At 65.9% G+C, this 1,114-nt stretch carries 2 protein-coding genes; both read right to left on the bottom strand.

What is annotated here, in order from left to right; genetic code table 11:
• A partial coding sequence (locus AC1D00_RS42360; RefSeq protein ID WP_477014812.1) for a TatD family hydrolase occupies positions 1–392 on the bottom strand: 392 nt, incomplete at its 3' end.
• Positions 393–404: 12 nt separating this feature from the next.
• Positions 405–1,114 (bottom strand): methionine--tRNA ligase (locus AC1D00_RS42355; protein ID WP_477014811.1); only part of this gene is annotated, 710 nt, incomplete at its 5' end.

The following is a 1,114-nucleotide window of genomic DNA, read 5'->3' as shown; positions in this document are numbered from 1 at the left end:
TCGCGGGTGTGGATCACCAGCGGCAGGCCGGTCGCGCGGGCAGCCGCGATGTGGGCGCGAAAGCCCCTCGCCTGCGCTTCCGGCGAGCCGTTGTCGTAGAAATAGTCGAGCCCGGCCTCGCCGAGCGCCACGACCTTGGGATGCTGCGTCAACGCGATCAGCTCGTCCGGCGCGATGCCGTCTTCCTCATCCGCGTTGTGCGGATGGGTGCCGACCGAGCAGTAGACATCGTCGAAGCGCTCGGCGATGGCCAGAAGCTGAGTGAGCTTACGCACCCGTGTCGAGATCGTGACCATGCGCCCGATTCCGGCGGCACGCGCACGCGACACGATCCCGTCGAGATCTTCCGCAAAGTCGGGAAAATCCAGATGGCAATGACTGTCGACCAGCATCGTCCGAACGCCTCAGGCCGCCGGCTCGATGTAGCGCGGGAAGGCCGGCGTCGGCGCGGGCAGCGTCGAGCCGGGCGCGATGCGCTTGGCGCCGCCGAGTGTCGCAAAATTGCGCTCGCCTTCGGGGACACCGAGGCTGTCGAGCAGCAATCCCGAGGCGGTCGGCATCGCCGGCTGGGCCAGAATCGCGATCTGGCGCACGACCTCGGCAGTGACATAGAGCACCGTCTTCTGCCTGGCAGGATCGGTCTTGGCGAGCGCCCAAGGCGCCTCGCCCGCGAAATAGCGGTTGGCTTCCGCGACCACGGCCCACACGGCGTTGAGCCAGTGATGGATCTGCTGCGTCGCCATCGCCTCGCGGCTTGCTGCGATCATGCCGTCGGCCATCGCCAGGATGGCCTTGTCGTTGTCGCTGAACTCACCCGGTTCCGGGAGCACGCCGCCGAGTTGCTTGCCAATCATCGACAGCGAGCGCTGCGCAAGGTTGCCGAGATCGTTGGCGAGATCGGCATTGATGCGCGCGACGATGGCCTCGTGGTTGTAGTTGCCGTCCTGGCCGAACGGCACCTCGCGCAGGAAGAAATAGCGCATCTGGTCGACGCCATACTGGTCGGCAAGGTTGAAGGGATCGACGACATTGCCGACCGACTTCGACATCTTCTCGCCCCTGTTGAACAGGAAGCCGTGGGCATAGACCCGCTTCTGCACGGGAATGCCGGCCG

Source organism: Bradyrhizobium sp. P2_E8, from assembly GCF_056403875.1.
Note: the sequence above shows the minus strand (reverse complement) of the source record. Positions and strands in the feature narration are given on the sequence as shown.